This is a genomic window from Microvirga aerilata (genome assembly GCF_016743775.1).
GTDB lineage: Bacteria > Pseudomonadota > Alphaproteobacteria > Rhizobiales > Beijerinckiaceae > Microvirga > Microvirga aerilata.
The window spans coordinates 155,402-181,874 of record NZ_JAEQMY010000002.1; the positions used below are offsets into that span (position 1 = coordinate 155,402).

24 protein-coding genes and 1 tRNA gene are annotated in these 26,473 nt (G+C 63.8%); 16 read left to right on the forward strand and 9 right to left on the reverse strand.

Going from position 1 to position 26,473, the window contains the following annotated elements; all coding sequences use genetic code 11:
• Nucleotides 1-271 precede the first annotated feature (271 nt).
• Complete coding sequence (locus tag JKG68_RS02530; protein WP_202055543.1) at nucleotides 272-1,648, forward strand: pyridoxal-phosphate dependent enzyme; 1,377 nt, start codon at nucleotides 272-274, stop codon at nucleotides 1,646-1,648.
• Nucleotides 1,645-2,805, forward strand: a complete 1,161-nt coding sequence (locus tag JKG68_RS02535) for a cystathionine gamma-synthase (protein WP_202055544.1) — start codon at nucleotides 1,645-1,647, stop codon at nucleotides 2,803-2,805. The genes JKG68_RS02530 and JKG68_RS02535 overlap by 4 nt, the downstream gene beginning before the upstream one ends.
• 47 nt (nucleotides 2,806-2,852) lie before the next feature.
• Here the strand turns inward: JKG68_RS02535 and hmgA are convergent, their stop codons facing one another.
• Nucleotides 2,853-4,208, reverse strand: coding sequence for a homogentisate 1,2-dioxygenase (gene hmgA / locus JKG68_RS02540; RefSeq protein ID WP_202055545.1), 1,356 nt, complete (start codon nucleotides 4,206-4,208; stop codon nucleotides 2,853-2,855).
• A gap of 59 nt (nucleotides 4,209-4,267) precedes the next feature.
• Between hmgA and JKG68_RS02545 the strand changes: the two genes are divergently transcribed.
• On the forward strand, nucleotides 4,268-4,702 hold the full coding sequence (locus JKG68_RS02545; protein WP_202055546.1) for a MarR family winged helix-turn-helix transcriptional regulator: 435 nt from the start codon (nucleotides 4,268-4,270) through the stop codon (nucleotides 4,700-4,702).
• A gap of 2 nt (nucleotides 4,703-4,704) precedes the next feature.
• On the opposite strand, the gene hutC is transcribed toward JKG68_RS02545, so the two are convergent.
• Together hutC and JKG68_RS02555 are read right to left on the reverse strand one after the other, a co-directional pair.
• Nucleotides 4,705-5,409 carry a histidine utilization transcriptional repressor HutC gene (hutC, locus tag JKG68_RS02550; RefSeq protein ID WP_202055547.1) on the reverse strand — a complete coding sequence of 235 codons (705 nt, stop codon included), beginning with the start codon at nucleotides 5,407-5,409 and terminating at the stop codon, nucleotides 4,705-4,707.
• Nucleotides 5,410-5,426: 17 nt separating this feature from the next.
• Nucleotides 5,427-6,785 (reverse strand): formimidoylglutamate deiminase, encoded by a 1,359-nt coding sequence (locus tag JKG68_RS02555; RefSeq protein WP_202055549.1) that lies wholly within the window; start codon nucleotides 6,783-6,785, stop codon nucleotides 5,427-5,429.
• Between the two features lie 151 nt (nucleotides 6,786-6,936).
• On the opposite strand from JKG68_RS02555, the gene hutI reads away from it, so the two are divergent.
• From hutI to JKG68_RS02605, 10 genes are all read left to right on the forward strand, one after another.
• Nucleotides 6,937-8,139 (forward strand): imidazolonepropionase, encoded by a 1,203-nt coding sequence (gene hutI, locus JKG68_RS02560; protein WP_202055551.1) that lies wholly within the window; start codon nucleotides 6,937-6,939, stop codon nucleotides 8,137-8,139.
• A gap of 11 nt (nucleotides 8,140-8,150) precedes the next feature.
• Nucleotides 8,151-9,683, forward strand: a complete 1,533-nt coding sequence (hutH, locus tag JKG68_RS02565) for a histidine ammonia-lyase (RefSeq protein ID WP_202055677.1) — start codon at nucleotides 8,151-8,153, stop codon at nucleotides 9,681-9,683.
• Nucleotides 9,683-10,525 (forward strand): N-formylglutamate deformylase, encoded by an 843-nt coding sequence (hutG, locus tag JKG68_RS02570; protein WP_202055553.1) that lies wholly within the window; start codon nucleotides 9,683-9,685, stop codon nucleotides 10,523-10,525. The genes hutH and hutG overlap by 1 nt, the downstream gene beginning before the upstream one ends.
• A gap of 16 nt (nucleotides 10,526-10,541) precedes the next feature.
• The gene (gene hutU, locus JKG68_RS02575; RefSeq protein ID WP_202055555.1) at nucleotides 10,542-12,206 is read left to right on the forward strand and encodes a urocanate hydratase; all 1,665 of its coding nucleotides are present in this window, start codon (nucleotides 10,542-10,544) and stop codon (nucleotides 12,204-12,206) included.
• Nucleotides 12,206-12,817, forward strand: a complete 612-nt coding sequence (locus JKG68_RS02580; protein WP_202055556.1) for a HutD/Ves family protein — start codon at nucleotides 12,206-12,208, stop codon at nucleotides 12,815-12,817. Before hutU ends, JKG68_RS02580 begins: the two co-directional genes overlap by 1 nt.
• A gap of 317 nt (nucleotides 12,818-13,134) precedes the next feature.
• Nucleotides 13,135-14,076, forward strand: a complete 942-nt coding sequence (locus tag JKG68_RS02585; RefSeq protein WP_202055560.1) for an ABC transporter substrate-binding protein — start codon at nucleotides 13,135-13,137, stop codon at nucleotides 14,074-14,076.
• Between the two features lie 106 nt (nucleotides 14,077-14,182).
• Nucleotides 14,183-14,959 carry an ABC transporter permease gene (locus JKG68_RS02590; RefSeq protein ID WP_202055562.1) on the forward strand — a complete coding sequence of 259 codons (777 nt, stop codon included), beginning with the start codon at nucleotides 14,183-14,185 and terminating at the stop codon, nucleotides 14,957-14,959.
• On the forward strand, nucleotides 14,956-15,747 hold the full coding sequence (locus tag JKG68_RS02595; protein ID WP_202055564.1) for an ABC transporter ATP-binding protein: 792 nt from the start codon (nucleotides 14,956-14,958) through the stop codon (nucleotides 15,745-15,747). Before JKG68_RS02590 ends, JKG68_RS02595 begins: the two co-directional genes overlap by 4 nt.
• Nucleotides 15,748-15,858: 111 nt before the next feature.
• Nucleotides 15,859-16,968: a collagen-like domain-containing protein gene (locus tag JKG68_RS34175; RefSeq protein ID WP_202055565.1), complete on the forward strand. Its 1,110-nt coding sequence runs from the start codon at nucleotides 15,859-15,861 to the stop codon at nucleotides 16,966-16,968.
• Between the two features lie 300 nt (nucleotides 16,969-17,268).
• Complete coding sequence (locus JKG68_RS02605) at nucleotides 17,269-17,553, forward strand: hypothetical protein (RefSeq protein ID WP_202055566.1); 285 nt, start codon at nucleotides 17,269-17,271, stop codon at nucleotides 17,551-17,553.
• 324 nt (nucleotides 17,554-17,877) lie between these two features.
• Here the strand turns inward: JKG68_RS02605 and JKG68_RS02610 are convergent, their stop codons facing one another.
• Nucleotides 17,878-18,183, reverse strand: coding sequence for a hypothetical protein (locus JKG68_RS02610; protein WP_202055567.1), 306 nt, complete (start codon nucleotides 18,181-18,183; stop codon nucleotides 17,878-17,880).
• Between the two features lie 466 nt (nucleotides 18,184-18,649).
• Between JKG68_RS02610 and JKG68_RS33225 the strand changes: the two genes are divergently transcribed.
• On the forward strand, nucleotides 18,650-19,141 hold the full coding sequence (locus JKG68_RS33225; RefSeq protein WP_210346194.1) for a cupin domain-containing protein: 492 nt from the start codon (nucleotides 18,650-18,652) through the stop codon (nucleotides 19,139-19,141).
• Between the two features lie 196 nt (nucleotides 19,142-19,337).
• On the opposite strand, the gene JKG68_RS02620 is transcribed toward JKG68_RS33225, so the two are convergent.
• Complete coding sequence (locus JKG68_RS02620) at nucleotides 19,338-19,703, reverse strand: cupin domain-containing protein (RefSeq protein ID WP_202055573.1); 366 nt, start codon at nucleotides 19,701-19,703, stop codon at nucleotides 19,338-19,340.
• Nucleotides 19,704-20,305: 602 nt separating this feature from the next.
• On the opposite strand from JKG68_RS02620, the gene JKG68_RS02625 reads away from it, so the two are divergent.
• Nucleotides 20,306-20,572: a DUF7696 family protein gene (locus JKG68_RS02625; protein ID WP_202055574.1), complete on the forward strand. Its 267-nt coding sequence runs from the start codon at nucleotides 20,306-20,308 to the stop codon at nucleotides 20,570-20,572.
• Nucleotides 20,573-21,142: 570 nt separating this feature from the next.
• Here JKG68_RS02625 and JKG68_RS34180 read toward each other — a convergent pair.
• On the reverse strand, nucleotides 21,143-21,955 hold the full coding sequence (locus JKG68_RS34180; protein WP_202055575.1) for a calcium-binding protein: 813 nt from the start codon (nucleotides 21,953-21,955) through the stop codon (nucleotides 21,143-21,145).
• 1,293 nt (nucleotides 21,956-23,248) lie between these two features.
• Here JKG68_RS34180 and JKG68_RS02635 point away from each other — a divergent pair.
• Nucleotides 23,249-24,553: a polysaccharide lyase family 7 protein gene (locus tag JKG68_RS02635; RefSeq protein WP_202055576.1), complete on the forward strand. Its 1,305-nt coding sequence runs from the start codon at nucleotides 23,249-23,251 to the stop codon at nucleotides 24,551-24,553.
• Nucleotides 24,554-25,337: 784 nt separating this feature from the next.
• On the opposite strand, the gene JKG68_RS02640 is transcribed toward JKG68_RS02635, so the two are convergent.
• From JKG68_RS02640 to JKG68_RS02650, 3 genes are all read right to left on the reverse strand, one after another.
• A tRNA-Phe gene (locus JKG68_RS02640) sits at nucleotides 25,338-25,413 on the reverse strand.
• A gap of 102 nt (nucleotides 25,414-25,515) precedes the next feature.
• A complete protein-coding gene (gene yacG, locus JKG68_RS02645; protein WP_202055577.1) occupies nucleotides 25,516-25,716 on the reverse strand; it encodes a DNA gyrase inhibitor YacG in 201 nt (66 codons plus the stop codon).
• A gap of 97 nt (nucleotides 25,717-25,813) precedes the next feature.
• Nucleotides 25,814-26,464: a Maf-like protein gene (locus tag JKG68_RS02650; protein ID WP_202055578.1), complete on the reverse strand. Its 651-nt coding sequence runs from the start codon at nucleotides 26,462-26,464 to the stop codon at nucleotides 25,814-25,816.
• Nucleotides 26,465-26,473: the final 9 nt, after the last annotated feature.

Sequence of the window (26,473 nt, forward strand, 5' to 3'; positions counted from 1 at the left end):
AGGATCAGCTTCGGCGCGAATGTTTTTAATGTCAACCATTTCGTTCGATAGAAAGAACAAGCCTCAGCAGGGTTGCTGTTCCCTGCGGTAATGCCGCGCCCCGTGCTGACAGGACCAGGTCATGGGTGGCGGATCATCGCCGCCGCTCCCACATTGCAGAGCGTAATACCCACCACGTGAACGTGACAATCCACATTAGGATCTATATGGAGATCACGTTTTCACAAAATGTGAAACACGAATTTATTGATCCACATAGGAATACAGTGAAATGGCCGCTCGCGGAGCCTTAGACCTGATCGGACAAACGCCTCTCGTGGAGGTGACAGGCCTGAACACCGGTCCCTGCCGGCTCTTCCTGAAGCTGGAGAGCTCCAACCCGAGCGGTTCCATCAAGGATCGCCCCGCCAGAGCCATGATCGAGGCCGCAGAGGCCAATGGCAACCTCAAGGCGGGCGGCACCATCATCGAGGCCACGGCCGGCAATACGGGGGTCGGCTTGGCGCTGGTCGGCGCCAGCAAGGGCTATCGCACATTGCTCGTGGTGCCGGACAAGATGTCCCGCGAGAAGGTGCTGCATGCCAAGGCCTTGGGCGCCGAGGTCGTGATCACCCGTTCCGATGTGGGCAAGGGACACCCCGACTACTACCAGGATCTTGCGCTTGCGATTACCCAGAAGACCCCGGGCGCGGTCTACATCAACCAGTTCGAGAACCCGGCCAACCCGGCAGCTCACGAGGCGAGCACCGGCCCGGAGATCCTGGACGGCATGGGCGGCGATGTGGATGCCGTGGTCGTGGGCGTCGGCTCCGGCGGCACCCTGACGGGAATCGGTCGCTACATGAAAAAGGCGTCGCCGAAGACCGTCATGGTCCTTGCCGACCCGGCAGGCTCGATCCTCGCGCCCCTCGTCGAGACCGGCCGGATGACGGAAGCCGGCTCCTGGGCCGTCGAGGGCATTGGCGAGGATTTCGTGCCGCCAAATTGCGATCTCTCGCTGGTCAAGAAGGCCTATTCCATCGACGACAAGGAAAGCTTTTCGACCGCGCGCCAGCTTCTGCGCAAGGAAGGCATCCTGGCAGGCTCCTCCTCCGGCACCCTGCTGGCCGCCGCCCTGCGCTATTGCCGCGAGCAGACCGAGCCCAAGCGCGTCGTGACCCTCGTGTGCGATACGGGCGCCAAGTACCTGTCGAAGGTGTTCAACGATGCCTTCCTGGCGCAGGAGGGCTGGCTCGACCGGGACGTCACCGGCACGGCCCGGGATGTGGTGATCAACCCCTTTGGCGAGGGAGCCACCATCTTCGTGTCGCCCAACGAGACGCTGCGCTCGGCGTTTGCCCGCATGCGCTCCTCCGACATCTCCCAGCTCCCGGTCATCGAGGAAGGCCGCGTTGTCGGGCTTATCGACGAGAGCGACATTCTCGACGCCCTGGTCGCCAACGAGGGAGCGCCCCAGGGCGTGTTCGACAAGGCGGTGCGGGACGTGATGGTGACGCGCCTCCAGACCATCTCGGCCAATGCTCCCGTTACGGAGCTTCTGCCTCTCTTCGCCTCCGGCCTCGTGCCGGTGATCATGGATGGCGACGCCTTCGTGGGTCTCGCCACCCGCATCGACCTCATCAACTTCTTCCGGATTCAGGCCCAATGACCGTGCGCAACCAGCTCGCCTTCTCCACCCGCTGCATCCATGCGGGGCAGTCACCGGACCCCACCACGGGCGCGGTGATGATGCCGATCTACGCCACCTCGACCTTCGCGCAGGAGAGCCCCGGCGTTCACAAGGGCTTCGAGTACGCCCGCTCGCAGAACCCCACCCGCATGGCCTTCGAGCGCTGCATCGCGGATCTCGAGGGCGGCTCGGCGGCCTTCGCGTTCTCGTCGGGCCTTGCCGCGAGCGCGACCGTGCTCGACATGCTGGAGCACGGCTCGCACATCGTCGCGTCCGACGATCTCTACGGCGGAACGCGCCGCCTCTTCGAGCGGGTGCGCAAGCAGTCGGCCGGGCTCCACATCACCTATGTGGATCTGGGCGACACGGACGCCGTGAAGGCGGCCTTGCGCCCCAACACGAAGCTCGTCTGGGTCGAGACCCCCACCAACCCGCTGCTGAAGCTCGCCGATCTCGAAGCCATCGCGGCCGCGGCCCGCGGCCACGGCACCTGGCTGGTCGCCGACAACACCTTCGCCAGCCCATGGGTGCAGCGCCCGCTGGAATTCGGGTTCGACATCGTGGTGCATTCCACCACGAAGTATCTCAACGGCCATTCCGACATGGTGGGCGGCGTGGTGATCGTGGGCCAGAACCAGGAGATCCGCGAGAAGATCGGGTTCCTGCAGAATGCGGTCGGCTCGGTGTCGGGCCCCTTCGACAGCTTCCTGGCCCTGCGCGGCCTGAAGACCCTTTCGCTGCGCATGGAGCGGCACTGCACCTCGGCCCTGAAGATCGCCGAATTTCTCGAGGCTCATCCGGGCGTGGACGGCGTGATCTATCCGGGCCTCGCCTCGCACCCCCAGCACGAACTGGCCAAGCGGCAGATGCGCGGGTTCGGCGGCATCGTCACCGCCAGGATCAAGGGCGGGCTCGAGGGCGCCACGCGCTTCCTGGAGCGCTGCCAGCTCTTCACCCTGGCCGAGAGCCTGGGCGGCGTCGAAAGCCTCATCGAGCATCCGGCGATCATGACCCATGCCTCCGTGCCCTCGGAGGTTCGGGCCGAGCTCGGCATCGACGACGGGCTCGTGCGCCTTTCGGTCGGCATCGAGGATGCGGACGACCTGATCGAGGATCTGCGCTCCGCCCTCGCCTGAACCGAAGAGCCTGCACCTGAGGCGTCAGGTGCAGGCTCATTTTCGCTTTAGCGCTGGTTCGGGTTGAAGTGTTTTTTCAGCTTGCGGCCGTAAGCACCGTAGTCCTTCTGCAGCGCGTCCGTGCCGGCCGCAAAGGCCGTCACCTTCTGCGGAAAGCGCGTCTCGAACATGAACGCCATCGTGCCTTCCAGCTTGTGGGGCTTGAGCTCCACGTTGCTGGCCTTCTCGAACGCATCCATGTCCGGCCCGTGCGGCAGCATGGTGTTGTGGAGCGACATGCCCCCCGGCACGAAGCCGCCGCCCGTCTTGGCGTCGTACTGGCCATAGACCAGCCCCATGAACTCGCTCATCACGTTCATGTGGTACCAGGGCGGCCGGAAGGTGTTTTCCGCCACGAGCCAGCGGTCCGAGAACAGCACGAAGTCGATATTGGCCGTGCCGGGCGTCTCGGACGGCGAGGTCAGCACGGTGAAGATCGACGGATCCGCATGGTCGTACAAAACCGGCCCCACCGGCGAGTAGCGGCGCAGGTCGTACTTGTAAGGGGCGTAGTTGCCGTGCCAGGCCACCACGTCGAGGGGCGAGTGGTCGATGTCCGCCACCCAGAGCGAGCCGCCCCACTTCACAAACATCTTCGAGGGCGCGTCCTTGTCCTCATAGGCCGCCACCGGCGTGAGGAAGTCGCGCGGATTGGCCATGCAGTTGGCCCCGATGGGCCCGCGCTCGGGCAGGGTGAACGCGCCGCCGTAGTTCTCGCACAGGTAGCCGCGCGCGGGCCCGCCCGGCAGCTCGACGCGGATCTTCACCCCGCGCGGAATGACGGCGATCTCGCCCGGCCCTATGTCGATGATGCCGAACTCCGTCCACAGGCGTAACGCGCCCTGCTGCGGCACCAGGAGCATCTCGCCATCGGCGTTGTAGAAGTACTCGTCCGCCATGGAGCGGGTGACGAGATAGACATGCGAGCCCATGCCGGCCTGGGAGCCCGCATCGCCCGCCGTCGTGATGGTGCGGATACCCTCCAGGAACGAGACCGGCTCGCTCGGAATCGGGATCGGGTCCCAGCGCATGGGCGCGATCGGCACCTCGACCTCGGCGGCGGGTGCCGTGCGCCACAACCCGATATCCGCCTTCCGGAACTCGCCCCAATGGGTAACGGTGGGGCGGATGCGGTAGAGCCAGGAGCGCTCGTTGGTGGTGCGCGGCGCCGTGAAGGGCGAGCCGGAGAGCTGCTCGGCATAAAGCCCGTAGGCGCATTTCTGCGGCGAGTTGCGGCCGATGGGCAGGGCGCCGGGCAGCGCCTCGGTTTCGAAGCCGTTGCCGAAGCCCGACATGTAGCCGGGCTGGATGGCGCTCTCCAGCCGGCCGGCGGATTGAGGCAGGGACGGGTTCTGGACATTCATGAGCAGGACCTCCTAGTTTAGTTACAGGTGTAACCGTCAATTTTGTAACCATCAACGCCATGGCCCATCTCCAGCTCGAAGCCTTCCTGCCCTACCGGCTCAACCGGATCGCCGCTGCGGTGTCGCAGGACTTCCGCGCCGTCTACGGGCCCCACCACGACCTGACGATCCCCGAATGGCGGGTGCTGGCCACGCTTGGGCAGTTCGATGAGATGGGCGCCAAGGGCATCGGCCGGCACTCGGCCATGCACAAGACCAAGGTCAGCCGGGCCGTTCAGGCCCTGGAGGAACGGCGCTGGCTCAAGCGCCGCGAAAGCGAGGAGGACCGGCGCGAGGAAATCCTGACGCTCACGGCATCGGGCCGAAAGGCCTACCGGGAGATCGTGCCCAAGGCCCTCGCCTTCGAGCGCCGCATCGTGGAAGAGCTCGGAACCGAGGCCGGGCCGTTCCTGGCCGCCCTCGAACGGCTGGAGGAGATCTTCCGGTTGCGCTGAACTCAAGCCACCGGCGAGAAGCGTCCGACGAGGTGATGCCTGTCGCCCGGATAGGTGATCCGCGCCTCGGTCACGAAGGCCCCCGCCTGCCAGGTGCGCCGCTCCAGGACGAGACAGGCCGCGCCGGTCTCGATGTGAAGCCTCTTGGCCATGGTGCCGTCGGCACTGACGGCCCTCACGATATGCTCCGCATCCGTCCAGGGCACGCGCCGCAAGAGCCACGTGCCCGGGGGATCATCCTTGAAGCTTTCCGTGTCGGCCTCGGGCACCGTGGCGAGGTTGATCAGGCGCTGCTCGAAGGCTTGCGGCACGTCATCCATGACGTGAAGCGTCGAGACGCAAAGCATCTTCGTGCCTGCGGGCAGCCCTGTGCGCTGCGCCGCCGCGGCGTCGATGGGCTCGACCGAGCGGTGCAGGAGCTTGAAGCGATACTCGATGCCGGCGCGAGCGGCTTCGAGGGCAAAGTCCTGAATCTGCAGCACGGCCTGCTGGTTGCTCGGCTCCGCCACCACCGTCCCGGCCCGTCGCCGGCGCGTGATGAGGCCGTTGGCGGCGAGCGTCGACAGCACCTTGTTCACGGTCATGCGCGAGCAGCCGTATTCGGCCATCAGCTCGTGCTCGAACGGAATGCGGTGGCCCGGCGACCACTCGCCGGACATGATCTTGGCCTCGATGTCGTCGCGGATGCGCTGGTGCAGATGTTTCATGCCGGACGGCGATTCCCTCAAGACAAGATGCGGGCCATGGCGCGCGCATAGCGCGCCGCCACGGCCTCGCGGTTCACGTGCCGCCCGCCTCTTACCACGGGCTTGCCGGCGACAAACACCGTATCGATGGCGGACTTGCCGGCCACGAACAGGTAGGAGTCGATCCACCGGTCCCCTGAAACGGCGGCAAGGTCCGGGTGGCCCGCATCGAGCACGACGAGGTCGGCCCGATACCCCGCCTCGATGGCGCCGACACGGCGGCCGAGCGCCTGGGCTCCGCCCATCAGCGCCTGATCGTAAAGGCTGCGCCCGGTCGATTGCCCCTCGCGCGCGGCCAGCACATTGCGGGCGCGGTGCTTCAGGCGCTGGCTGTACTCGAACTGCCTGAGTTCTCCGGGAGCCGAGATCTCTATGTTGGAATCCGAGCCGACGCCGAAACGTCCTCCGGCGGCAAGGTAATCGACGCCCTCGAAGATGCCGTCGCCGAGATTGGCCTCGGTGATGGGGCACAGGCCCGCCACCGCGCCGCTTTCCGCGATGCCCTTCGTCTCCCGCGCATCGAGATGGGTGGCGTGGATCAGGCACCAGTGCCGGTCGACGGGAGCGTGATCGAGCAGCCATGCCACCGGGCGCTGACCCGACCACGCCACGCAGTCCTCCACCTCCTTCACCTGCTCGGCGATGTGGATGTGGACCGGCCCCTCCCCGGCAAGCGCAACGATCTCGCCAAGGCTCTCGGGCGTGACCGCGCGCAGGCTGTGCGGCGCAACGCCGACGACCCCATCCTCGACATCGGCCACGGCCCTGCGGGCGCCTTCGAGCAGGCGGAGGTAGCTCTCGGCATCGTTGATGAAGCGCCGTTGCCCCTCCGCAGGGGCAACGGCGCCGAAGCCGCCCTGGGCATAGAATACGGGAAGAAGCGTCAGGCCCATGCCGGACTCGTTCGCCCCGGCGGCGATGCGCCGGCAGAGTTCCGCGATGTCGGCGTAAGGACGTCCCTCGGCATCGTGGTGCAGGTAGTGGAACTCGGCGAGCGACGTGAACCCGCCTTCCAGCATCTCCATCATGGCAAAGGCCGCGATGGCCTCCACGTCGTCCGGCGTGAGGGAGCCGAGGAAGCGGTACATCACCTGCCGCCAGGTCCAGAAGCTGTCGCCCTCGGGCCCACGGGTTTCGGCAAGCCCCGCCATGCCGCGCTGGAAGGTGTGGCTGTGCAGGTTCGGCAGGCCCGGCAGAGCAATGCCGGCGATGCGCTCGCGCCCCCCAGCGTCCGCCTGCCGATGCACGGCCATGATCGTGCCGCCGTCGATGTCGAGCCCGACATTCTGCCCCCACCCTTCCGGCAGGAGAACGTGATCGAGAATGAGCTTTCGCATCGCTGCCACCTTCACTCCGGACGGGGTCCCGCCGCAGCCGCCAAAATGCCACGACGCCGCCCGACCATCGAAACCCATCGAATACGTCTAGACAATATCGAGCTTCCGCGATTATGTATAGACATTATCGCGAAGTCACCGGAGCAGGAACATGCGCTTCGACCGGGTCTGGTTCAACGCTCGCCTTGCGACCCTCGCCGGCGACGATCTCGGGATCGTCGAGAACGGCGCCGTTGCGGCAAAGGACGGGCGCATTGCCTTTGCGGGCCCTGCGGGAGAGCTCCCGACCGGCTGGGACGCCGCTGAGCGGATCGATTGCGGGGGCCGCTGGATCACCCCCGGCCTCGTCGATTGCCACACCCATCTGGTGTTCGGCGGCGACCGGGCGCACGAATTCGAGCTGCGCCTCAACGGCGCGAGCTACGAGGAGATCGCCCGCGCCGGCGGCGGCATCGTGTCCACCGTGAAGGCCACCCGCGCGGCAAGCGAGGACGCGCTAGTGGCAGGCGCCCTGCCCCGCCTCGATCATCTGATTGCTGAGGGCTGCACCACGGTCGAAATCAAGTCGGGCTACGGGCTCGACCTGGAAACCGAGACACGCTCGCTCCGTGCTGCACGTCGCTTGGGGCGCGAGCGCCCCGTCTCCGTCACCACCACTTTCCTCGGCGCCCACGCCCTGCCGCCGGAGGCGAACGGCGACAAGGATGCCTTCATCGACAAGGTCTGCATCGAGATGCTGCCCGCGCTTGCCCGCGCGAGCCTTGCCGACGCGGTCGACGCGTTCTGCGAGGGCATCGCGTTCTCGCCCGAGCAGACCGCCCGCGTCTTCGATGCGGCCAAGGCGCTGGGCCTCAAGATCAAGCTTCACGCCGACCAGTTGTCCAACCTGCACGGGGCGAAGCTCGCTGCGGATCATGGAGCCCTCTCCGCCGATCATCTGGAATACACGGACGAGGACGGTGCCGCCGCCATGGCGAAGGCCGGCACGGTTGCCGTGCTGCTGCCGGGCGCTTTCTACATGCTGCGCGAGACGAAGGTGCCGCCCGTTGCGGCCTTCCGCAAAGCCGGCACCCGCATGGCGCTCGCCACCGACTGCAACCCCGGCACCTCGCCGCTCACCTCCCTGCTCCTCACCATGAACATGGGCGCGACCCTGTTCCGCATGACGGTGGAGGAGTGCATCGCCGGCGTGACGCGCGAGGCGGCGCGTGCGCTCGGAAAGCTCGATGAGATCGGCACGCTCGAGCCCGGCAAGAGCTGCGACCTCGCCATCTGGAACATCGAACGCCCGGCCGAGCTCGTCTACCGCATCGGCTTCAACCCGCTTCACGCCCGCATCTGGAGGGGACAGTGACCCAAACCGTAATGCTCATCCCCGGCTCCGTCCCATTGGCCGATTGGCGCCGGGTCTATTTCGGCGCCGACATAGCGCTGGATCAGGATTGTCGCTCCGGCATCGAGGCCAGCGCGAAGACCATCGAAGCCATCGTCAACAAGGGCGATCCGGTCTACGGCATCAACACCGGCTTCGGAAAGCTCGCCAGCGTGCGCATCGGGGCCGCCGATCTCGCGACGCTCCAGCGCAACATCGTGCTCTCGCATGCAGCCGGCGTCGGCGAACCGCTGCCTGCTGCCGTGGTGCGGCTCGTGATGGCCCTCAAGCTCGCGAGCCTCGCCCAAGGGGCATCGGGGGTGCGTTGGTCCACCATCGAGCATCTGACCGCCTGCCTGAAGGCGAACCTGGTCCCGGTCATTCCGGGCCAGGGCTCGGTCGGCGCCTCGGGCGATCTCGCGCCGCTGGCGCACATGACGGCGGCCCTGATGGGCGTCGGCGAAATCTTCGTGGATGGCGCGCGGGTGAAGGCGGAGGCGGCTCTCGCCCGCGCTGGCCTCGCCCCGCTGACGCTCGGCCCCAAGGAGGGTCTCGCCCTTCTCAACGGCACGCAGGTCTCCACCGCGCTGGCGCTCGCAGGGCTGTTCGAAGCCGAGCGCGTGTTCCGCGCCGCTCTCGTCACCGGGGCGCTCGCGACCGACGCGGCCAAGGGCTCGGACGGGCCCTTCGACGAGCGCATCCAGAAGCTGCGCCGCCATCCCGGGCAGATCGAGGTCGCCGCATCGTTGCGTGCCCTGATGGCCGGCAGCGCCATTCGCGCCTCGCATCTCACCAACGACGACCGGGTGCAGGACCCCTACTGCCTGCGCTGCCAGCCGCAGGTGATGGGCGCGGTGCTCGACCTGCTGCGTCAGGCCAGCCAAACCCTTGCCACCGAGGCGAACGGCGTTTCCGACAATCCGCTCGTGTTCTCCGAGACCGGCGAGGTCATTTCCGGCGGCAACTTCCATGCGGAGCCGGTGGCGTTCGCCGCCGACATGATCGCCATGGCGCTCTGCGAGATCGGCTCGCTGGCCGAGCGGCGCATCGCCATGCTGGTGGACCCGACCCTTTCGGGGCTGCCCGCCTTCCTCACCCCCAAGCCCGGGCTCAACTCGGGCTTCATGATCCCGCAGGTGACGGCGGCCGCCCTCGTGTCGGAGAACAAGCAGCGCGCCTATCCCGCCAGCGTCGATTCCATTCCCACCTCCGCCAACCAGGAGGATCACGTGTCGATGGCGACCCACGGGGCGCGGCGGCTACTGCCCATGGCGGCGAACGCCGGCAACGTGATCGGCATCGAGCTGCTCGCCGCCGCTCAGGGCTGCGACTTCCACACGAACATGAGGTCCAGCGAACGCCTGGAGCGGGCTCGCGCGCTCCTGCGCGCCAGGATCCCGCACCTCGACAACGACCGGCACATGGCGCCCGACATGGAGCAGGCTGCCGCCCTGGTCATGTCCGGCGCGCTGGTGGATGCGGCGGGAGGGGACGTTCTGCCGCTCATCGCCGACGAGGCTCGGTGATGAGCCTCCATCGCTCACCTCATCACGACTGGCTCTCGGTGACGCGCGGGGATGCGCCCCTCGTGGTGAGCCTGCCGCATACGGGCACGGAGATCCCGAGCGCGTACGAGCGCGGCCTCGTCTCGCCCTGGCTCGCCCGCAAGGATGCGGACTGGTGGATTGAGCGGCTTTACGATTTCGCCGCCGATCTCGGCGCAACCGTGATCCGCACCGCCGTCTCCCGTACGGTGATCGACGTGAACCGCGACCCGTCCGGCGTGTCGCTTTATCCGGGACAGGCGACCACGGAGCTGTGCCCCACCACCACCTTCGACGGCGAGCCGCTCTATGAGCCAGGCACCGAGCCGACGGCAGATGAGATAGCCGAACGCCGCGCCCGCTTCTTCGACCCGTATCACGCAGCGCTTCGGGCCGAAGTCGAGCGGCTGCGGGCGCGGCATGCCAACGTGGTGGTCTATGATTGCCACTCCATCCGCTCCGTCATTCCGCGCCTCTTCGAAGGCACCCTGCCCCACTTCAACATCGGCACCAACGGCGGGGCCGCCTGCTCGCACTCTTTGAGCGAATCCATCGAGAAGATCTGCGCCGGAAGCGGCTTCAGCCATGTGGTCAACGGCCGCTTCAAGGGCGGCTACATCACGCGAAGCCTCGGCCGGCCCGAGGCCGGCGTTCACGCGGTCCAGATGGAGCTCGCCTGCCGGGGCTACATGAGAGAGCCCCTCGGACCCGTCACCGAGGGCCAATGGCCGAGCGCCTATGACGAGGCCTATGCGGCGCCCATGCGCGAGGCCCTTGCTCTCGTTCTTCAAGCCTGTCTCACCTTCGCCCGTTCCAAAGCCTGACCCGAGGATCCGTCCCATGACCCGCATCGACAACGCCCGCGTGATCCGCGCCGCCCACGGCACCGACCTGTCCGCCAAGAGCTGGCTGACGGAGGCGCCCCTGCGCATGCTGATGAACAACCTCGACCCGATGGTCGCCGAGAAGCCCGGCGAGCTCGTGGTCTATGGCGGCATCGGCCGCGCCGCCCGCGACTGGGACAGCTTCGACCGCATCGTCGCGGCGCTGAAAGATCTGGAAGCCGACGAGACGCTGCTCGTGCAGTCGGGCAAGCCCGTGGGCGTGTTCCGCACCCACGCGGACGCTCCCCGCGTGCTGATCGCCAACTCCAACCTCGTGCCGCACTGGGCCACCTGGGACAAGTTCCACGAGCTCGATCGCAAGGGGCTCATGATGTACGGCCAGATGACGGCCGGATCCTGGATCTATATCGGCACTCAAGGAATCGTGCAGGGCACCTACGAGACCTTCGTGGAGGTGGGCCGGCAGCACTACAATGGCGATCTTTCCGGCCGCTGGATCCTCACCGGCGGCCTCGGCGGCATGGGCGGCGCGCAGCCGCTTGCCGCCACCATGGCTGGCGCCTCGTGCCTTGCGGTGGAATGCCAGCCGAGCCGCATCGAGATGCGCCTGCGCACGGGCTACGTCGACCAGCGCGCCGACACCCTCGACGAGGCTTTGGCCATCATCGAGCAGTCCTGCCGCGACAGGAAGCCGGTCTCGGTCGGCCTTCTCGGCAACGCGGCCGAGATCTTCCCCGAAATCTACCGCCGCGGCATCCGTCCCGATGCGGTGACGGACCAGACCTCCGCGCATGATCCCATCAACGGCTACCTGCCGAAGGGCTGGACGCTGGCCGAGTGGGAGGCCAAGCGCGAGACCGATCCCAAGGCCGTGGAGCATGCGGCCAAGCAGTCCATGGCCGAGCACGTGCGCGCCATGCTCGATTTCCACAAGGCTGGCGTGCCGACCCTCGATTACGGCAACAACATCCGCCAGATGGCGAAGGAGGAAGGCGTCGACAACGCCTTCGACTTCCCGGGCTTCGTGCCGGCCTATATCCGCCCGCTCTTCTGCCGCGGCATCGGGCCGTTCCGCTGGTGCGCGCTCTCGGGCGATCCCGAGGACATCTACAAGACGGACGCCAAGGTGAAGGAGCTGCTGCCCGACAACAAGCACCTGCACAACTGGCTCGACATGGCGAAGGAGCGCATCAAGTTCCAGGGCCTGCCCGCCCGCATCTGCTGGGTGGGCCTGGGCGACCGTCACCGCCTCGGCCTCGCCTTCAACGAGATGGTGGCCAAGGGCGAGCTGAAGGCGCCCATCGTGATCGGCCGCGACCATCTCGATTCCGGCTCGGTCGCAAGCCCGAACCGCGAGACCGAGGCCATGAAGGACGGCTCGGATGCGGTCTCCGACTGGCCGCTGCTGAACGCGCTGCTCAACTGCGCGTCGGGCGCCACCTGGGTGTCGCTGCATCACGGCGGCGGCGTCGGCATGGGCTTCTCGCAGCATTCGGGCATGGTGATCGTGTGCGACGGCACGCCGGAAGCGGCCCGGCGCGTCGAGCGCGTGCTCTGGAACGATCCGGCGACCGGCGTCATGCGCCATGCGGATGCAGGTTACGACATCGCGGTGGACTGCGCACGCGAACACGGCCTCAACCTGCCGAGCCTGGGCTGATGGCAGCGCGCGTGATCCGCAACGCGGATCTCGTCCGCGTTGCGTGGAAAAACGGCGGCGGCACCACCGCGGAGGTCGCCGCATTCCCGGAAGGCTCCGGCTTCGACACGTTCGGATGGCGCATCAGCATGGCGGATGTGGAATCGGACGGGCCTTTCTCGGTTTTTCCCGACATCGACCGGACGCTGATCGTCGTCGAAGGCAACGGCATCGAGCTCGATGTGGAGGGCGTGCCGTTTCGTCTGGACAGGGCCTCCCCCAAGCTCTCCTTCTCCGGCGAGGATGCGACGGTCGGGCGGCTCCTGTCGGGACCGATCCGCGACATCAACGTGATGACCCGGCGCGGTCAATTCCGGCACCGGACGCGGTTCGTGCAATCCGGCGTGGCGTTGCTGGCCGAGGATACGGAGACGGCTTTCATCGTCGCGCTGGACGGCCCCTTCGACGTGACGCTGGATTCGGCGATCCTTTCCCTTCAGGTTCTCGACGCCCTGATGCTGGACGGCACGCAGGATCTCATCCAGCTCTCGGGCAACGGAAGGGCGATCCTCATCGAGCTTGCACAAGACCAATCCGAAAGTCTTGCTCATGAATCTCCAACCTCATCCTGAGGAGGTCGCACAGCGACCGTCTCGAAGGAGGATCCAGTGTGCACTGGAAACGCCCTCGCCCTTCGAGACGCCGCCTCCGGCGGCCCTCAGGATGAGGGCTTACGGGAGGCATTGCTTGTGGTCGGACTTTCAGGAGTGCAATTTCGGCTGATTGTGCCTAAAACAATGGCAGGGCGAAATGTCTATACATTTGACATTGCCGCTTCGGCATGGTGCCATTCGCCCGCTCATAGAAGAACGCCGCCCGAGAGACAAAACCTTTCAAAGGGTGCGGTCGGCAGAACGAGCCAGGGAACTTGGATAAAACGGAGGCTGCAATGAAGGCGGTATTGGGTGGGTTGGCCGTGTTGGCGCTGGCGGTCGGTTCCGCCTCGGCCCAGGACACGAAGGTGGCCATCGGCATGTCGGGCTGGACGGGCTTCGCGCCCCTGACGCTCGCGAAGGAAGCCGGCATCTTCAAGAAGAACGGCCTCGACGTGACGATCAAGAAGGTGCCGCAGGCCAGCCGCCACCTCGCCATCCAGTCCGGCGACATCCAATGCGCCGCCACCACGGTGGAGACCTGGATCGTGTGGAACGCCAACGGCGTGCCCACCAAGCAGATCTTCCAGCTCGACAAGAGCTTCGGCGCCGACGGCATGGTGGTGAAGAACGACGTTGCGTCCATCAAGGACATCAAGGGCAAGCAGGTCGCGGCCTCCGCACCCGGCACGTCTCCGTATTTCGTCCTCGCCTGGATGCTGAAGAAGAACGGGCTTTCGGTGAAGGACGTGACCGTGGTCAACATGGAGCCGGGTCCTGCGGCGCAGGCCTTCATCGCCGGGCAGAACGATGCGGCCATGACCTACGAGCCGTACCTCTCCTCCGTGCGCGCGGCCCCGCAATCCGGCAAGATCATCGCCACGACCCTCGACTATCCGGCCGTGATGGACACCTTCGGCTGCACGCCGAAATTCCTCAGCGACAATCCGAAGGCCGCCAAGGCCTTCGCCGACAGCTATTTCGAGGCCCTCGACATGATCGCCAAGGATCAGGCCAAGGCCTACGAGATCATGGGCGCCGACGTGAAGCAGACGGGCGAGGCCTTCGGCAAGTCGGCGCAGTTCCTGCGCTGGCAGGACCGCGAGGCGAACAAGAAGTTCTTCGCGGACGAGTTCAAGACCTTCTCGGCAGAAGCCGCCGACCTGCTTCTGGAAACCGGCATCATCAAGCAGAAGCCGGACATGAACGCTCTGGCGGATACCAGCTTCATCCAGTAGCACGGCGGACCAAAGCGGCCATGGCCCGATTCACGCGGGCCGTGGCGTCATCCTTCATTCCCTCAAGTCATCCATGCTCCCGGCCGGATGACGGAACAGATCCCTCATGCCTCGTCCTCTCGAACCCGTCAGCCAGGGCACCCGCGTCACACTCGGCATCTCCTTCTTCGTGCTGTTCGTCGCGGCCTGGGCCTTTGCCACCCTGGGCGGGTTCGTCTCGCGCACCTTCCTGGCCGACCCCATCACCATGGTGCAGGACGGCTGGCTGCTGCTCACCCGATTCGGTTTCTTGAGCGATATCGGCGTGACGGTCTGGCGCGTGGTGGGCGGCTTCGTCCTTGCGGCGCTCATCGCCGTGCCCATCGGCATCCTGATGGGCGCGTACAAATCCTTCGAGGCCTTCCTCGAGCCGTTCGTGTCCTTCGCCCGCTACCTGCCGGCCTCCGCCTTCGTGCCGCTGCTGATCCTGTGGGCGGGCATCGGCGAGATGCAGAAGCTCCTCGTCATCTTCATCGGCTCGGTGTTCCAGATCATCCTCATGGTGGCGGTGGCCGTGGGCAACACGCGCCGCGATCTGGTCGAGGCCGCCTATACGCTGGGCTCCAGCGACGGTGGCGTGGTGAAGCGCGTGCTCATTCCGGCCAATGCGCCGGAGATCGCCGAGATCCTGCGGCTCGTGCTCGGCTGGGCCTGGACCTATGTGATCGTGGCGGAGCTCATCGGCTCGTCCTCCGGCATCGGGCACATGATCATCGACAGCCAGGCGCTGCTCGCCACGGGCCAGATGATCTTCGGCATCATCATCATCGGCATCATCGGCCTGATCTCGGATTTCCTGTTCAAGGCCGTCAACCGCTCGCTCTTCGCCTGGAGGCTCGCATGACCGGCACGATCCTTCAGATCGAGAACGTCTCGCGCGTGTTTCCCGGGGTGCGCGGCGGCGCGCCCGTGCGGGCGCTCGAGCCCACCAACCTTCAGGTGGCTCAGAACGACTTCATCACGATTCTCGGCCCCTCCGGCTGCGGGAAATCCACGCTCCTGCGCATCGTGGCAGGCCTCGACCGCCCGAGCGGCGGGCGCGTGCTGCTCAACGGCCGCGAGATCAAAGGGCCCGGCGCGGATCGCGGCATGGTGTTCCAGTCCTACACCCTGTTTCCCTGGCTCACGATTGCCGAGAACATCGCCTACGGTCTGCGCGAGAAGGGCGTTCCCAAATCGCAGCGCCAGGACATCGTCGCGTCCTACACCGAGAAGGTGGGCCTGCGCGGGTTCGAGAACCATTACCCGAAGCAGCTGTCCGGCGGCATGCAGCAGCGGACCGCCATTGCCCGCGCGCTCGCCAACGATCCCGAGATCCTGCTCCTGGATGAGCCCTTCGGCGCCCTCGACAACCAGACCCGCGGCCTGATGCAGGAGCTGCTGCTGGGCATCTGGGAGCGCGAGCGCAAGACGGTGCTCTTCGTCACCCACGACATCGAGGAGGCGATCTTCCTCGCCTCGCGCGTTGTGGTCATGTCGGCGCGCCCCGGACGCATCAAGGCCGACATCCCCGTCGACTTGCCGCATCCGCGCCACTACACCATGAAGACGACCCCGGAATTTTCCGGCCTGAAGGCACAGTTGACGGAGGAAATCCGCGTGGAAGCCCTGCAGGCCGAGGGCGTGCATTAGCAATCCTGCCGATTGTTCTCAGCCTGCAATCCGCGCCGCGTATCCTTCAGGATGAATTGACGGAGCAACAGGATCCAAGAGACGCTTCATGCCTCTGATGTGAGGGGCACGATGTTCAAGCACCTGTTAGCCGGATCCATCCTCCTCTGCAGCGGCGCACCCGCGCTCGCCGACATCGTCATCGATCAAGCCATGATCACGGGCGGGGAGTTGCGCGTGACCGGCCGGTTGAGCAAGCCGCGCCAAGCCTCCGTCACCCTCGACGAACGGCACGAGACGAGAACCGACGCCAACGGCCGCTTCACCTTCCGGCTTGCCTATCATCCGGCCTCCTGCCTGGTAAACCTCCAGGCCGACAACGAGCAGCGGCAGGTGGTGATCGGCTTCTGCGGCCAGCGAGGTCCGGAAGCGCCGGCCGCAGAGGCCGCCGCCCTTGCGCCGGCGCAGCCCGGCCCGGCCGGCCCTCAAGGCGAGCCCGGGCGGGACGGAGCACCAGGCCCGCAGGGACCAGCCGGACCTGAGGGACCTGCCGGGCCTGAGGGACCTCCCGGCCCACAGGGCATCGCCGGCCCACAGGGTCTTGCTGGTCCGCCGGGGCCTCAAGGTGAGCCTGGGCGTGATGGGCCTCCGGGTCCCGCCGGGCCAGTGGGCCCGCAAGGCCCTCCCAGACCTCCAGGACAGGCAGGCACCCAGGCGGCTGCCGAAGCGAAACCGGGACCCGCCGGCCCTGCAGGTCCCGAGGGACCGCCCGGGCCCCCTGGCCCGCAGGGACCGCAGGGTCTTGCCGGGCACCAGGGCCCTCAGGGGCCCCAAGGTGCCCCTGGGCCGCGCGGAGAGACCGGGCCTGTTGGAGCAACGGGCCCGATGGGGCCAGCCGGCCCCTCCGGCCCACAGGGCATAGCCGGAGAGATCGGCCCCATCGGACCTCCAGGTCCCGCCGGACAAATCGGCCCAGCAGGCCTGACGGGCCCCATCGGCCCACCCGGCCCTGCCGGACCGGAGGGCAAGCCAGGACTGGCGGGAACGCTTCTGCGGGTCTTCGTGCAGGAATGCGCCTCCGAAGCCCGGTGCACGGCGCGTTGCGACGAGAACGAGTACCCCGTCAACGGCACCTGCAACCGCGGCGACCGCTTCGACATGGATGAGGTTGGGGTATACTGCTTCTCCACCAGCGAGACCCCCAAGGGCATGGTAGCCCGGGCGATCTGCGCCAGGAAGTAAGAGGAAGAACCTTTCGCTCAAGTACCACTTGGCCGAACGTCCGTCGGTTGACCGCAACGACGGAAGGCTCGTCGCGAGACCGTCCCATGAGCCCTGCTGGGCTGACCGGATTCTCTCATCGGTCCGACGCCCTGATAGGCTCAGCAATGGCGAGAGATCGAGCGCCGATTCTTCGTCGAGGCAGGAAAATGGCGCGGCTTGCCGATCATGGACGAAACCCGATAGCCCCGAGAATATTCATGTTCTAAGGCTGCGACCGAAGCGGACGCGGCCAAACTCCTGCTTCAGAGGAAGGGGCTGATGGATAAACCTGAGATCATCGTCGTCGAAAGGTACGCCAGCGTTGCGCATCCGTCCTTCGCAACGGGCGGCTTCATCCTTTTGACCCCGGGGGCGAATGCCTACCGAAACGCCGACATGATCCCCGGCCCTGCCCCTGACATGCTCCAGTGGTGCACCGTGAACGGCTGCGACCACGTGGGATCGGAAGGCGAGCCCACATCCGCTCTACGCCATCGCATTCGGTTTCCCGACGCCGAGACCCTCCTGCGCTTTCAAAAGCAATTCGGCCGCAACCCTGCCTGACAGGAGCCTATAGCGATCAGCCGATAAACTGAGTTGTATCGCCAGCATCGAGCGTGGAGCGTGCCAAGCAACATGCCATCCGGACGTTCCAAGCTCCCGATGACGGAATTGGTTCTCCTCATAAGCGGTACTGGTTGCGAGGCTTCCGCACGGGTTTCATCCCTACATCCAAAACCGTTTGCAAACCCGCTTGACCTTCCCATGATGGAAGGTTCGCCGTCTGCACAGGCTCCCGTCTCCCCTGCTCCTCGTCCAGAGAAACGGGCTTTAGGGACGCTATGAACCGGGGAGGGAGTCTAGAGGTGCCCTCTTCGGCCTGCGGAGCTATCCGGCCGCATCGAGCACGGTCCATCCGCAGTTGGGTAGGTCATCGCCTTTAACACATGTCAGCGCCCCGGAGCGGCTCTCCACCCACACGTTCGTGGCTGCTGGCAGGATCGTGCAGCGCTTCTGGGCGGTTTCCGATTTGACCTGTGCCGTCCAGGCGCTCCTGTTGCTGCGCAGCTCGTTCAGGTAGTTTGCCGTGGCAGGTGTTGAGCAAAGGACGTGAAGGCTTTGCAGTGTAACGCGCTCGGCCTGTGCGGCTGCGGGAGTGGCGGCAAGAGCCAAGAGGAGAACCAGGCTTCTCATGGTTGGTACCTTTCGTGTGGCTGACAAGGGGGGCTGGAGGCATCACGCTCCCAGCTGGGTCAGGCTTTCTAGTTCAGGAAACGCATAAGACGAGTTTCCCGATGCATACGCCAAAAGAGGGATGGCACCGGTATCCCTGTGAGTTAGGGCCTCACTGGAGCAATGATGGAGAACGATCGCATTAGAGATAATGTTGATAACGCTCGAATTCGTCTGGTTGACTACGTATGGCCCGAAGCAGATCTACCGGAAAAACTAGGGACTCTATAGGGAAGTTCTATGTCGGTGTGCAGTTCGGCCAGAAGACAGCAAGGTAACTTTTACACTTCTCCTGCCATACCCTTCCTGTGATCTGCTTCTGCGACACCACCGTCATTTCCTAGTTTAACGGCCTTCTATCGCCCGAAATTCCCCTCTCAAATCGCAAAGCTCGCGTGTTAGCCTTGCTTTCTCGGCATCAGATACCGTGGAAGCTAAAGGCGAGATGATGGATCAAGGTTCAGCAGAAAGAGCACTCGTCCGGCGATCTGGTGAAGGTACCAACAACCAAGCCTTCGATCTGCCCCGCATCTTCCTGGTTCGCTCTGATGAGGTTAAGGGGGCCTTTTCCCATTGGATTGAAAAGGTCCCGGCTGGGGCTGGTCCGCCGATGCATGTGCATCACAAGGAGCAGGAGCTGTTCCGTGTCCTTAATGGTCAATTCCGGTTCTGGTGCACGGGAGAGGCTCAGGACCTGACCGATGGCGACACCGTCCTGATCCCCAAGGGTGCTCCGCACACCTTCAAGAACATCGGCTCCAACGAGGGGCAACTGCTGATCACCTTGACCCCTGGAGATGGAGACGGCTTCTTCATCGACGTCGAGAAACGAGGTCTAAATCCGTCGCGGGATATGCCTCAGATTGTGGAAATTGCAGGCCGCTACGGCCTTGAATTCGTCGGGCCGCCACCTGCTTGAGGTAGAGACAAAAGAAGGGCATTCCACGCTGCCTCGGAAAGACTTATTCACCCGTTCATGCCAAGCGCTCGGCATGACCTGCTCCCGCAACACAACCGCACAAACGTGACCCACCACTCGCCTGGGGAGAAGGGGATCCTCGACAGACGCTCGAAGGCGAGCCGTTCAAAAAGAATAGCCGGCCATAATGGGCGGGTCAGTGCTGGTGATCGGGCGGCGCGAACAGAATCAATTCGGCCCGCTCGTTGCCTTCAACGTAAGCATCATGCCCTGGTGGGATCTCGAAGAAGTCGCCCGCGCCAATGTGGGTCTCGATGCCTGTATCGACCATGCGAACCACGAGCTTCCCGCCGATGCAGTAGCCGGTGTGGCGCATTGGGCAAGAGTTGGGGAAACCAAGCAGCGGCTTCTCATCCGCCTCCCAGGTCCACCCTGGTTCGAAGATCGCGTGCATGCCGGCCGTTCCGTCAGCCATCTTGATGATGGCAATTCGGCCGTGGTCCTTCATATCGAGAAGTTGGTCGGGAGTGTCGAACCGCCTGATCTCAATTGCAGAGGTCATGGAAGAACCCTCCGTTCTGGCTGGTCAATGCGCCCAAGGGAGCAGTATCGGGCACTTCACATAGCGGAACAAGCAATCCTCTGGGATGAGGGTTTCTTCACCCACATCCGCCACCCCCCTCATGACCTAGTCCCTGGATGCGAGCGCCCTCACTGAGATCACCGGCCAACCTGTCGATACCTTACCTTAACCCTGCGGCATCCTTCCGCTGGCAACCGCTGCCGATGGCCTTAAGCTCTACGCTGCAAACGGCGCCGTGAGCGCACTCATGATGAGTGGCCAGAGCGCCGTACGACAAGACTGCAAAGGGGCTCATGATGAGCGACTACAGTGGGTACGACCGCCCATACCCAACCTGGTTCCCATATTTCTGCGCAGCAGTTCTCCTGATTGGCGCCGTCGTCTTTTGGGCCGCAAGTGGAAGCGATGCCCCACCTTCAGCTCAGATGCATGAAGAGATGAGTATCGCGCGCCACAGGCAGGGCATCGTTACTCATCGGCGGAGCTGAAGCACAGCTGGAGCGTTCATCCGCGAGGGGTATAAGGCTGGAGCCCGCAAGACAGCAACCCTCTCTTCACCCCTTCATGCCATAAGCCGTGGCATGACCTACTCCCGCGACACCACCGCCATCTCCGAGATCACCGGCCGACCCGTCAGCACCTGGTCCGAGGAATGGCAGCACGAATGTGAGGCAAAAGCTGTCCTGGCTATGTCCAAGGAGCAGCGAAACACCTTCTTCAACGGCAGGAAGGACGAGAACGGAAAGACAGTTGACCGTGGGGTAGTCGCCATCCGGGGGGCTAAGGCTGCCGAGGACCTGAAGGCGCTCATGGAGAGGCTGCAGGAAGTTCGAAGCAACCGGTCCTAGTTAGCACCGGTTCTGGCTCCTCAGCCCTTCGCGCTGATTGTGGCCGCCCCAGGAGCAGCTGGGCAAGCGATCGTGAACTCGGAGTGCAAGCGGGTGATCGCGACACCGCTTACTACCGTACATCCCTTCAGAGCTGGGGTCGCAGCGATATACTCCGTGACCGCCTCTTCGTGCCTTACGCCCGTAACTGGCGAGACTGACAACTCACCTCGCCATGACTGGCAGATGGACTGGCGCACTTCAGAGGCTGCATATGCGGCAACGAGCATTCGCCCGTTAATGGGCTGTCGATAAATCTGGTACCCGCCACCACAGGTGGTCGTCACATTGACGTAGCTCACTCCAACATAGTCGGACAAGGAACCGCCCAGAGGGGTCGACCGGCTTGACGCGCAAGCTGAGAGGGATGCTGCAAGCGCTGCTATGGCAATGATCGACACAGGACGGCGGAGCATCTCTTCCTCGGGTCGGTTTTCGATCAGCCAGTCCTAGCAGCAATTGCTGAGCTTGTCCTGCGAAAGTAGAGGCGACAGGCCCCCTGGATTAGGGGAAGCTGACGAATACCAGCACTCAAATGATCCAGAATGCGGCCGCACTAAGATCCAGCTTTCCCACAACAGCGAACTTTATCTGCTGATGGGCAGACCCGCTCCCGTCTTGGTCGAAGTACAATGCTCCAGTCGCTTTGTTGTAGATAATCCGATCCGAGGCGTCATGTGCCTTCGAGCCGATCCAGAACGCATTGTCCTTGAGTGCGCCGCGTCCGCCCGTGCTCTTGAAGATGGTGGACTTGAGGCTGATGCGGTCTGCCCACGGGTTGAAGTCGGCGAGCCTGTCGACGTTTGTCTTGCCATCCAGCGCGGTGCTGAAGATGAAGTTGTCATACCCTTCCCCGCTGGACAGCCTGTCGTTCCCCTCTCCGCCCGACAAGGTGTCGTTACCAGTATGTCCGAAAAGCAGATCATCCCCGGACCCGCCGTTGAGACGATCCTCGTTCCAGCTTCCGTAGAGCTTATCCCGTCCAGAGCCCCCATGGAGGATGCCGTTCTCGTTGCCTCCATAGAGGATGTCATCGCCAGCCTCGCCATACAGAACATCCTTGCCGGCATCGCCGTACAGAACGTCGTTTCCCTCTCCCCCGCGAAGCTGATCGGCCCCATCGCCGCCTCTCAGGATGTCGTTCCCGATGCCGCCAGAGAGCACGTCCTTGTCGCCCCCACCCCATAATCTGTCGTTTCCGTCACCCCCGAAGAGCCGGTCACGTCCTCCATGCCCATAGATCGTATCATTGCCGCCTTCGCCGTAGATGAAATCCAGAGCATCATCGCCAAGGACGTAGTCGGCCGTTGGGGTTCCGTGGACCGGAACGATGAAGGTGGCCATGGCTTAGGTCCTGATGGAGGGCGGGGCGCTGTCGCAGATGCTGCAGTGACCATATACCTTCGAGGTCTCTCTGATCGCAATGCTTCTCAGCGATCCACCGCGCGTGCTGGCGCGCCGTTCGGGAAAACGTCCTAACGCCGCCAGTGGCTGCGTTCCCAGCCTTGAGGGCTTCCCATACGGGGAATGGCGGCGCGTTTTGCGCACCCGTGCAAGTGCGGCAGCCTTTGGCCGCCTGATCAATGTTCACGCGCATGCGCGGATGGCAAACGGTAAGTTGGGGCGTTACATAATCCAAAGAGCGCGAACTAGCCTAATAGGCTAAGGACTTCTACTTAGGTCAGTTGGCTGACCCTGGCTTAGGCCATCAAGCTGAATTGCCCCTCATCCTAACGTAGTTAATAACTCGCCTCGTTCATTGAGACATTCATCCAAGCACAACAAAAATTTTCTAGACCTCCGTAGGGGCACAGACGGACATAAGCCGCGAACACAGCAAAAGCTGGGCGCGGCTTTTTCTTTGTCAAATGGACGCCTGCTCGATGGAAACCTTGAAGGGGCACGAGCAACCAAGAGGCAGGACCCGGCCAAGTGCAAGGATGGGAGAGGTTGAGGTCTATGGGCTTGGCCCGGAGCACGGTTGAGCGACCGGTACCCTCTTTCGGGAGAGGTCTACTCCCCATTCGTTCGCCCCTACTCCTAGCATCGGCAGTTGCGAGAGGATATCTCGTGCGACCCGATCTAGGCTGCCCCTACGATCGCAACTAAGCGCCCTCTCCTCGAGAGGGCGCTTCTTTTTTCTCCAGAGTCGGCTCTACGCCAGATACAAGGCATGTCCCGGTTCCCGCTGGATTGTTCATGCCCACGGTCCAACTTTCCAAATCAGGCTCCATCGACTCCCCAAGCTCTTCGAACAGCTCCGCCTCGATACAAACCATGGCGGCAAGCGGAAACCGCTCTGCGAAGGACCAGCCTCTTACATAGAGAATGCCCGCTGGCCGAAGCGGGTGGGCCGGAGGAGGCTGTAGCCCCTGTGAGCTGCCGTGCTGCACCGCTTCAGAAAAATGAAGCGTGGCCACGTTCTCGCCCTATTCAGCTACCACAACCCTGACCGTAGAGTTCTGAAGTACGAACGTCATTCATCGAACAACCGATGAGAGACGGTCGATTTGTGGCGAAGTTCAGCGTTTCTTCTCAGTACAGCGGCCGTTCTGGCTACTGCTTATTCATCATACGATACATCGAAGTCTTGAGGCCTCACATCGTTGGGGCACGCTCATCTATGGGGACAACCATATGGCTCTGAATGCTTCCACCGCGCCCAGCGGCAACTTTAACTTGTCCAATTGGAAGATCACCCTCCCAGTCGATCAGAATGGCAGCACCAGCGGCACCGCCGTCGAGGTGCAGAACCTCAGCGGCTATAAGAATACGAAGTACTTCTACACCGGTTCCGACGGAGCGATGGTCTTCTACGCTCCTGTCGACGGCGCAACCACCAAGGGCTCGTCCTACGCGCGGTCTGAGCTGCGCGAAATGAGTGCAAGCGAGAAGGCTGCCTGGAACCTGTCGAAAGGTGGTTTCATGAGCGCCACCCTGGAGGTTGATGCGGCTCCTAACCGCGAGGGTGTTGGCGGCAAGCTGGTTGTTGGTCAGATCCACGGACAGGACCACGAACTGGTGCGCCTCTACTGGGAAAACGGCACGGTCTACTTTGTCAACGATCGGGCCGGCTCAGGCAACTCCGAGACCAAGTTCACGCTCAAGGACAGCAAGGGTGCCACGCCGGACGTCTCACTGAACGAGAAGTTCTCCTATACGATCAATGCCAAGGGTTCTTCTCTTGAAGTCGACGTCTACGCCGATGGCAAGGTGTACGAGTCCAGCACCAAGATCAACCCGGTCTGGCAGAGCGATACCTTCTACTTCAAGGCCGGGGCTTATCTCGGCGCGAACGAGGCCAATGGCTCCGGTGCTGGCCAGGCCTCCTTCTATGACCTGCATGTCAACCACGATGGCAAGGTGACGCCGCCCAAGACCTCCTTTGATCCGGCGCCAACGCCTGCTCCGGATGAGCCGGTTCAGGAGCGTTCGGAGGATACCACGCCAACTCCACCATCCACACCGGATCCAATTCAGTCCGACCTACCGACGACCACGAAAACCTTTATCGACGACGACGATGCCAACAGCCTCAGAGGCTCGTCCGGTAGCGACCGGATCGACGGCAAGGGCGGCGACGACAAGATCTGGGCCAAGAACGGCAGCGACGTTCTGAGTGGCGGTTCAGGCGAGGATGCGTTCATCTTCGACACCAAGCCCGGCAGCACCAACATTGATACCATTCTGGACTTCAATCCGGAGGATGACACCATCCGCCTCAATGACTCCGTGTTCGCTGAACTTGAAGAAGGCAAGCTCTCGGCGGACAACTTTGTGATCGGCGCTGCCGCTAAGGACTCTGACGATTACATCATCTACAACAACGAGACAGGTGCTCTGTCCTACGATGCGGACGGCAACGGCTCCGATGCGGCGGTGCAGTTTAGCGTGATCGACAACCTCGCGAAGCTCGCTGCAAGCCACTTCATGGTGATCTAAACACGAGTATGACTCAGCAGCAGCCTCAGTTCAGGCTGAGGCTGCTGCTGAGCTGTGAACTCTTTAGGGAATGCACCTGCCTCATCCAGTGAGATCCGGCGGTGCCCACGCTCAAAACTGTGCCAGTTCGGCTCGTGAGTCCCAATGAAAGTGCAAAAGGCTCGGGCTTAATCGAAGCCAAGAGCAAGCCGAAGGCCTTTCAGTCGCGGTCCTATAACTTCGGGTTAGTCCATCGACTCTGCCTTAGTGCAGTCGGTCGTTGGCGACCTTGAATATCGTTTGGCCGAGGGCCTGAGAGAAATCAGATATAACCGTGTCTGCCTCATTATCCGCGTTTCGGACCCCTAAACGCTTCGAAGAGCGCAGAACATCTGAGCGGGCTGTATCCATAGCCCTCTGAAGCTTCGGCCCAGGTTCAAAGTCGTGGCCATCGAGGACTTCCACGAGAACATTGGCAAAGGTGTCCCGTCCTGTATGTCGAGGACGGTGAGCGGTAGTTCCTACACCATAAGGCTTTCGCTTGAGAATCCCGCTTCGCGCCTCCCTACCCTAAACCGCCTCGGCCTCGCCGGCAGTCAGCCTTGTAGAGGATCTCTTCCCAGACTTGCTCAAAGCGCGGCTTCTTACGATCTGGAGCAAATCGGGTTGTGGCGTTGCTTGTGGATAACTAGGAGACTTAGGCATCCGCTCGGTCTGTGCCCCTGGCGTGCTCCCAGAGAGTGAAACACTAAGCGCCCCAATGGGGGTGCTTGCGTAAATCTTTATTGAACCGAGTGAATTGGAGTGGTGCCCAGGGGCGGAATCGAACCACCGACACTGCGATTTTCAGTCGCATGCTCTACCAACTGAGCTACCTGGGCATCCGATGCGCGGCTGGTGCCGTGCGCGTCGTGGAGGGGTGTATAGTCAGACCCGCGGCGCATGTCCAGCGGTTCAGCCGACAAAATTCGAGGAATTGTCGATCAGGCCTCCCGATCGTCTTCGTCCCGGTCTTCGTCGTCCTCGACGGCCGGGATCGCATAGGTGCCGGAAAGCCAGCGGTTCAGGTCCACATCGGCGCAGCGCTTGGAGCAGAAAGGCTTGTACTCGAGCTGAGTGGGCTTGCCGCAGATCGGGCATTTGCCCAGGGAAGCGAGGGGCTTGTTCTCGTTGGCAGCATTCATCCTTCACCTCGTCATGGTTTCAGGCGGCAAGGTGGGCACAGGCAGGCGGTTGCGCAAGGCAGCGTCCGGGCCGAGGCCCAGTTCAGGCAGCAGCAGTTCAGGCCGCATCGAGCCACGTGAAGCGGACCGGATAGCCCTCTCCGTCGAGCAGCGCGGCTGCCTCGTAAAGGGGCAGCCCCACGACGTTGGAATAGGAGCCGACGAGCTTCACCACGAAGGTTCCGGCCAGCCCCTGAATGGCATAGCCGCCGGCCTTTCCTCGCCATTCGCCCGAGGCGAGATACCGCTCGAACTCGTCCCGGGACAGGCGCTTGAAGCGCACCCGCGTTTCCACAAGGCGCTCGCGGATCGTGTCCTTGGGGGTGATCAGGCAAACGGAGGTGTAGACCCGGTGGGCGCGGCCTGAGAGCAGGCGCAGGCAGCCGGCTGCCTCGTCCACCACTTCGGCCTTGGGGAGAACGCGCTTGCCGACCACCACCACGGTATCGGCGGAGAGAATGTAGGAATCCTTGAGGTCGTCGCGGCTGCGGGCGGCCTTGCGGGCTACCTCGGCCTTCGAGCGGGCGAGGCGCTTGGCAAGTTCCTTGGCGCTCTCGTTCTTCAGGGGCGTCTCATCCACATCGGCGGGCAGGAGCGCATCCGGCTCGATTCCGGCCTGCTGCAGGAGAGCCAAGCGACGGGGCGAAGCGGACGCGAGAATGAGCTTCGGACGCCAGCCGGAATTCGACACCTCGGAAGAAGACGCCACTTTTCTCTC